This window comes from Leisingera daeponensis DSM 23529, from assembly GCF_000473145.1.
In the GTDB taxonomy this organism is placed as follows: Bacteria; Pseudomonadota; Alphaproteobacteria; order Rhodobacterales; family Rhodobacteraceae; genus Leisingera; species Leisingera daeponensis.
The window spans coordinates 83,518-90,215 of the sequence record NZ_KI421501.1 but is presented as its reverse complement, the minus strand read 5'-3'; the positions used below and the strand labels follow the sequence as shown (position 1 = coordinate 90,215).

Annotated in this window: 7 protein-coding genes; 4 read left to right on the top strand and 3 right to left on the bottom strand. The window is 66.0% G+C overall.

The features are described 5' to 3' along the window. Positions 1–86 precede the first annotated feature (86 nt). Entirely contained in the window at positions 87–272 is a 186-nt protein-coding gene (locus tag DAEP_RS0120160; RefSeq protein WP_008558599.1) for a PLD nuclease N-terminal domain-containing protein, read from the top strand. A gap of 84 nt (positions 273–356) precedes the next feature. Here the strand turns inward: DAEP_RS0120160 and DAEP_RS0120155 are convergent, their stop codons facing one another. Continuing rightward, complete coding sequence (locus tag DAEP_RS0120155) at positions 357–1,763, bottom strand: mechanosensitive ion channel domain-containing protein (protein WP_027245960.1); 1,407 nt, start codon at positions 1,761–1,763, stop codon at positions 357–359. A gap of 216 nt (positions 1,764–1,979) precedes the next feature. Between DAEP_RS0120155 and DAEP_RS0120150 the strand changes: the two genes are divergently transcribed. The 3 genes from DAEP_RS0120150 (at position 1,980) to DAEP_RS0120140 (ending at position 3,249) form a co-directional block, all read left to right on the top strand. Next, positions 1,980–2,345, top strand: a complete 366-nt coding sequence (locus tag DAEP_RS0120150; protein ID WP_008558564.1) for a hypothetical protein — start codon at positions 1,980–1,982, stop codon at positions 2,343–2,345. A 189-nt stretch (positions 2,346–2,534) separates the two neighbouring features. Continuing rightward, positions 2,535–2,732 carry a CsbD family protein gene (locus DAEP_RS0120145; protein WP_008558549.1) on the top strand — a complete coding sequence of 66 codons (198 nt, stop codon included), beginning with the start codon at positions 2,535–2,537 and terminating at the stop codon, positions 2,730–2,732. Position 2,733: 1 nt separating this feature from the next. Then, positions 2,734–3,249 carry a pyridoxamine 5'-phosphate oxidase family protein gene (locus DAEP_RS0120140; protein ID WP_027245959.1) on the top strand — a complete coding sequence of 172 codons (516 nt, stop codon included), beginning with the start codon at positions 2,734–2,736 and terminating at the stop codon, positions 3,247–3,249. Between the two features lie 108 nt (positions 3,250–3,357). Here the strand turns inward: DAEP_RS0120140 and DAEP_RS0120135 are convergent, their stop codons facing one another. After that, positions 3,358–5,937: an HWE histidine kinase domain-containing protein gene (locus DAEP_RS0120135; RefSeq protein ID WP_027245958.1), complete on the bottom strand. Its 2,580-nt coding sequence runs from the start codon at positions 5,935–5,937 to the stop codon at positions 3,358–3,360. Then, positions 5,930–6,493: a biliverdin-producing heme oxygenase gene (locus DAEP_RS23425; RefSeq protein WP_154665120.1), complete on the bottom strand. Its 564-nt coding sequence runs from the start codon at positions 6,491–6,493 to the stop codon at positions 5,930–5,932. The genes DAEP_RS0120135 and DAEP_RS23425 overlap by 8 nt, the downstream gene beginning before the upstream one ends. Between the last annotated feature and the right edge of the window lie 205 nt (positions 6,494–6,698).

Below are 6,698 nucleotides of genomic sequence, written 5' to 3'. Positions count from 1 at the left end.
ACAGAAAAATCAGCCGCTTGGAATAAGTTTGGAACAATCCCCGGCGGCACGCGTTAACCCACCAGATCATCATTAGGGGAAACATCATGGAATATGGACTGATTGGCCTTCTGGTCCTGGCTGCCGACATTTACGCAATCATTCAGGTTCTGGGCTCCAGTGCCTCGACCGCAGCCAAGATCATCTGGGTGCTCGTCATTCTCATCCTGCCGGTACTGGGCTTCATCGCCTGGCTTGTCGCAGGTCCGCGCTCTTCGGCTGCGAAAATCTGATCCTGCCGCTAATGGCATTCAACGGCCCGGCTGGTCTCAGCCGGGCCGTTTTTATTTGCGCGGCAGCGCCTCCTCGCGGCCCTGTCACTCTGCCTGTTGCTGCGCATCCAGCAGGTTTTCTCCGCCGTCCAGCCCTTCGCGCTCCCGCGCTGCGGCACCGGCAACCGCCAGCTCCGCGCGTTCGGGGTCGGCGGCTTCCGGCAAGTCTGAGCTGACGGCCTCCCGCGGCGCCGGTGCTGCGGCGGCATCCTTGGCCGGAGCAGGCGCCGCCTCCGCCGCGCCGTCCAGCCGGACCCGGTAGATCGGCTCCGGCAGGCCAAAGCCCGCCGTCTCCAGCGCCATCTTGGCGGCGCGGATCGCCTCGCCGCGCGCCTTGGCGAAATCCACCCGTGTCTGATCGACCCAGCCGGTAAAGGTCAGGATCACGTTGGAATCCCCCACTTCGCTGATCCAGGCGCCGACCTCGGGATCCTCCAGCACAAAGGGCTGCGCCTCCAGCGCGGCAACGGCGGTGGACAGCGCCGCCGCCAGATCCGCATCCGCATCCACACCAAGGTCAAAGCCGAAGCGCCGCCGCGGGTCGCGGGTGAAATTGACGATACGGCCCTTGAACACGGTGGCGTTGGGAATGCGGATGTGGTTGCCCTCGGGCGAAATCAGGATGGTCGCGCGCGAGGTCAGCCGCGCCACCGTGCCCTGATCGCCCTGGATATCGACAAAATCATTGGGCCGGAACGGCTGCCGCAGGCTGAGCAGGATCGAGGCGATGAAATTTTCCACCGTGTCGCGCACCGCAAAGCCAAGCGCCAGGCCGACCACCCCCGCCGCGCCCAGAACCGCGCCGATCAGCGCGGTGGCATTCATAATGTCGAGCGCCAGCACCAGCCCTGTCAGGATGAACAGGATCCGCGCCACCGCCCGGTACACATCAGCGATGAAGGGATTGGGCGCCAGCCGGGTCCAGATGCCGATCCGGGTGGTCAGCAGCCAGCCCCCCGCCGCCACCGCCGCAAAGGCGGCCAGCGCCACCAGGAAAATCGGCCCGTTTGCCAGCAGGTTGCGGGTCCGGGCCGCAATCCGCTCCATCGCCGGGGCCAGCCGCTCCTCCAGGGTGCCGCTGATCTCGGTCTCGTTCTCGATCGCCACCACCCCGGCCACCCGGTTGATGATCTGCGTCAGCCGGTCCTGGGCGGCGTTGTCGATCACCTCGCCGGTGATGCGGACCACGCCTTCGGACACCGACACCGTCACCGCCCCGTAGCCCTCGATCTCGGCCAGCAGCTTCTCGATCCGGTTCAGGATTTCACTGTCGCGCACCGCCGCGTCGCCCACTTCGATGCGGCCGTCTGTCTGTACCGGATCGGCCGCATTCTGGGCCTGGGCCCCCGTGCCGCCAAGGCACAGGGCCGCCAGCAGAATTAATAAATGCAAACCCGCCAGCAGCACCCGGCGCCCCGGCCGCGCGGCCGGACATGTCATCTCGCGGCTCAATTCCGCATCCTCCTGTTGAAATGCCTGCCCCGCGCGTCGCACCAGGGGCCTGCCAAGTCTTTGCCGTAGCGGACCGCCAGCGCAAGAGCGGAACCGCACCGGCCCCGGGCAAGCCTCTGCCGCCTGCTGATTTTTTCCCCGCTGATATGTCATAGTTTAATGCGCATGACCTTACGGCGGTGTCATTCCTCACATTCAAAAAACTGAGGAAGACCAATGAGCACTAAAGCCGCCGGAGCGCAAACGCCCGTTCTGATCCTAACCCCCAACGCCCTGGAGGCCGCGGACATCAGCGACTACCTGCTGCGGCGGGGGTACCCGGCGGTGAGCACCGAAACCCGCCTCGGCGGGCTTGCCGCAGCGCTGGACTACGCCGCACAGCCGCCGCACCTGGTGTTCTTCGGCTTCCCGCTCAGCAATCCGGCGGCGCGCGACTGGCTGCAGTCGGCCATGGCCAAGGAGTGGCGGCTGATCCTGATCAACGGCGACACCACTGAGCCCGGCCTGCGGTCGCTGCCGATGCTGAGCCGCCCGTTCGCAACCCCGCATCTGGACGCGGCGATGCAGCTGGCGGGCGAATAACCGCTTTTTGCCCGGCGGCAGCAGGCCTGTCTGCCGCCGGGGCCATGTCCGGGAAGGGGCAGCCGGTTCGCCCGATGGCTGCACGGCAGAGATACCGCGCAATCACGGAACTTCGCAGCCTCCGCCGCGTTCTCCTAGTGTTACCGCCGCAGCGCGGCGGACCCTGAAATTTCCCAAGGAGGACACGACATGGACGAAGACCGCATCACCGGCAAATGGACCGAGCTGAAGGGCCGCCTGCGGGAAACCTACGGCGAGCTGACCGACAACGAGCTGGAGGAAACCAAAGGCGAGCGCCAGAAGCTGGAAGGGCTGCTGCAGCAGCGCCTGGGCAAGACCAAGGACGATATCCGCGACACTGTCGACCGCATGCTGGAGAGCATCTGACATGGCCCGCAGACCTGACAGTGACGCAGACGCCGCCGCCCAGCTGTGGAAACGCCTTGAGGACACCCGCACCGGTATGCTCTCGGTCGACGGCAGCAGCCAGCACCCGCAGCCGATGAGCCATTTCTCCGACCCTGACAGCGGCGAGATCTGGTTCATCACCTCCGCCGACACCGATCTGGTGGCTGCGGTCGGACTGGGGGCGGAGGCCACCTTCTGCTACCAGTCGCAAAAGGGCGATTACCATGCATCCGTGAAGGGGCCGCTGGTGGTCTACCAGAGCGAAGAGAAGCTCGACAGCCTGTGGAGCCCGCCCGTGGCGGCCTGGTTCGAAAAGGGCCGCGAGGATCCCAAGGTTACCCTGCTGCAGCTGACCCCGCGGGAGGCTGCGATCTGGGCGTCCGATTCCAACCCGATCCTGGTCGGCCTGAAGATGCTGAACGCCGCGATGCGCGACGATGTGAGCGAACCGGACGTCGGCATCCACCGGGTGATCAACTTCAGCGATGTGGCCTGAGACGCGGCCTGACCTGCACCAGGCGCCGCAAGCCTTAAACGATCAGGCCCGCCGGACACCGCCGGCGGGCCTTTTCCGTTTGCCGGGCCCGCTGCCCGAAGCCGGCAGTCAGCCGGACTTGCCCGTGAAAGCCATCGCCTCCAGGACCGCACTCAGCTGTTCGACCGTGTAGGGTTTTTTAAGGATGTTCAGCCCTGGGAAGCGCTCGGTGACTTCATCCGTCGCGCCGTATCCCGTGGCCAGCACCACCGGGATGCCCGTCTCGCGGCAGCGCTCCACCACCGGCAACGAGGTTTCGGTCCCCAGGTTCATGTCCGCCAGAACGAACTGCGTGCCGCCCTGCTCCAGCAGGTTCAGCGCGGTGGTGACCCCGCTGCAGGTTTCCACCTTTTCGGCACCCAGCTGGGTCAGCATGTCCGCCGCATCCATGGCGATGATCATGTTGTCTTCCAGCACCAGCGCACCGCCCGTCAGGCGCGGCACGGCGGCCGCCTGCCGCGCGCCGGCCTTGGGCACCGGGCCCGCAGGCTTCTCCGCCTTCCGCACATGGCGGGCGGGCAGCAGGAAGTCCGCCTCCAGCCCGGTGATCCGGTACCTGACGTCGGCTTCCCCCTTCAATTCAAACGGCACCGATTGCTCGATCAGCGTGCTGCCGAAGCCCCGGCGCGCCGGGGCCTTGACCGGCGGGCCGTCGCATTCGCGCCAGCTCAGCGCGGCGGTGCCGTCGCCGTTCAGCGTGGTGCGGATCTCCACCCGGCCGGAGGAATCGCTAAGCGCGCCGTATTTGACCGAATTCGTCACCATCTCGTGAATCACCAGCGCCATGCAGGTAAAGGCCGCGGGTGACAGTTCCAGCGCGTCGCCGCCCATCACCACCCGGCTGGCCTTGCCCGCCAGAAACGCCTCGGTTTCCGTCCCGATCAGCACCGACAGCGGGCTCCAGTTCCACTCAGAGCCGGTCAGCTGGTCATGCGCCCGCGCCAGCGCGTGAATGCGCGCGTCCAACACCTCGCCAAAGGCCTCGGCGGATTTCACCGACTCCTTGCCCTGCGACACCAGCCCGCGGATCAGGTTCAGGATGTTGCGCACCCGGTGATTCAGCTCCGCAATCAGCAGCTCCTGCTGGTCCTGCGCCCGCTTGCGGGCGGCGTTGTTCTCATCCGCCAGTTTCAGAACCACTTCGATCAGGGTCGTGCGCAGCGCCTCGGCGGTGCGCTGCTCGCGCTGCTTCCACGGATTGCAATGGCCGCGCGCCACTTCCTTCCAGGCCTCGAAGCTTTTGCGCGGCGTCAGCCGCAGGCCGTTCGGCCCCGGTTCAACCGGTTTTTCGGGATTGCCCGCCCAGGTCACAGATTTGGCCACCTCGCGCCGGAACAGCACAAAGTAATCCCGCGGCGTCCGCGACACGGGAATGGCCAGCAGCCCGGCCACCCGGTCTGCAAACCCGTCAGTGGCCGGATAGCGGTTGATCAGGTTGCTGTTGCAATAGACCTGCCCGGGCGGCGTGGTGTTGAGGAACCGCACCAGCCCCAGGAATTCCTCCTCCGCCGGGGCGGATCCTATGGCTTTGTACTGCCCGTCCGAATAAATCGCTGCGCCGTCGAACGGAATGACCTCGCCAATGCCGCTGCACAGGTCTTCGAAGGCCGCAAACAGATTGCAGCCATTGGACAGCTGCGGCATCAGATTGTCGTGCAGCGCCCTGGAGCGGTCGATGTCGCCCAGTTCGTCGGTCATCTCCATCTGGGCCAGCTCATAGTTGAAGAGCTGCGCGAACAGTTCGACCGAGGTGCGCTTTTCATAGCTCAGGTACTGCGGCGCGGGGTGATGGCAGGCGAACAGCCCCCACAGCTGGCCGTTGCGCAGGATGGAGACCGACATCGAGGCCGCCACCCCCATGTTCTTCAGATACTCCACATGGATCGGAGACACCGCCCGGGTCACCGACAGCGACAGGTCCAGCGGGTCGCCGTTGGGATCGGTTTCCGGCCGCACCGGATAGACCGGCGCCGTGACGTCGGGAATGATCCGCAGCATGTTGCGCACGTACAGCGCCCGCGCCTGCTTGGGGATGTCGCTGGCCGGATAGCGCAGGCCCAGAAACGGCTCCATTCCGGAATCGCGGGCCTCGGCGATCACGGTGCCGCTGCCGTCTTCCTCGAACTTGTAGACCATCACCCGGCCAAAGCCGCTCAGCGCCTTCAGGCCCCTTGCGGCCTCCTGCGCCATCGCATCCAGCGCCTTGTGCCGCTGCACCCGGCCAATCAGCGCCTGCACCATGCCCGGATCATGCGCATCGCCGGCATCCGCGCCCCGGCGTTCGAATTCCAGAACGAACAGCCGCCCGGACTGGTGGATCGAAACGTCAAACTTCTGCCCGTCGCCGCGCAAGTCATAGCCGAACACCCGCACCGAGCTTTGCTGCATCCGCAGCATCTGCATCCGGGTGCGCAGATCGTGCAGCGCCTGCGGGCTCAGGATGTCCGTCACCGGCCGCCCCGCCAGCTCCGTCTCATCCAGCTCCAGCACCTCCGCGCAATTGGCAGAGGCATGGGCAATAATCCAATCTGCAGAGACCGCAATCAGGCAGCCAAAGCTCTGCACATGGCCGATAATATGAATCGGCTCGCGATCGCAGGTGGTCAGATCCACCTGCGCCTTGGCAGCACTGGACTTCTCGTCAGGCATGAATCGCTTTCCCCTCGGCAGACTCAGCAGAAATACATTCTAAGCAAAATTCGAACAGGCAGGTAGCATCTGTGACAATCCGGTCCGCTGCGGCACCTTCGGCGGGCAGGTCTTCGGCCCGGGCCACATAGCCGCGCCAGTAGTCCATATAGGGCGGTGCCGACAAATAGCTGCCCGCATAGGCGGTCTCCGGCAGGCCGCGGTCCAGCCAGCGCTTGCGCAGCACCTTGGTGCCCAGGCGCGAGCCGCACACCACGTAATCCACCGCCAGCGGATGCGGCTCCAGCGGCAGCCGCGGCACAGGCGCCAGACGGCCCAGCCGCTCCAGATCCGCGCCCGCCCGCTGCTTCAGATCGCGGATCACAGGCGCGCAGGCCGCGCCCTGGCTCACCGGCTCCAGCGCCGCGAACAGCCGCCACTGCAGCAGCAGAAAGCGCGCATAACCCTCCGCGCCCTGCCGGTCCAGCCGGGTCACCTCGTCATCCAGCGCGGCATGGCAGTGCCGCGTGCCGCCGCGCAGCCGGTCACGCAAGTTCTGATATTCGGCCTCAGCCACGGAACCGTTCCCCCTTTTCAGCAGCACTATAGCGTTCGCCAAAACCGAATCAATGGACTTACGCCGCGATACCAGAAGGGGAAAAGCAAAGTTTTGCAACGCCTTAGACACCCTGCCCTAGCGTTGTCCGCGGCCAGGCCGCCCTTTCGCAGGCGCGGCGGCGGCGCGCCGGGGCGGCGGCTTCCGGCGCAGCGCCGCTGCTGCC

Coding starts and splice junctions, on each gene's coding strand:
- DAEP_RS0120135 (WP_027245958.1), bottom strand. CDS start 5,937: ATGCCTGACGAGAAGTCCAGTGCTGCCAAGGCGCAGGTGGATCTGACC.
- DAEP_RS0120145 (WP_008558549.1), top strand. CDS start 2,535: ATGGACGAAGACCGCATCACCGGCAAATGGACCGAGCTGAAGGGCCGC.
- DAEP_RS0120140 (WP_027245959.1), top strand. CDS start 2,734: ATGGCCCGCAGACCTGACAGTGACGCAGACGCCGCCGCCCAGCTGTGG.
- DAEP_RS0120160 (WP_008558599.1), top strand. CDS start 87: ATGGAATATGGACTGATTGGCCTTCTGGTCCTGGCTGCCGACATTTAC.
- DAEP_RS0120150 (WP_008558564.1), top strand. CDS start 1,980: ATGAGCACTAAAGCCGCCGGAGCGCAAACGCCCGTTCTGATCCTAACC.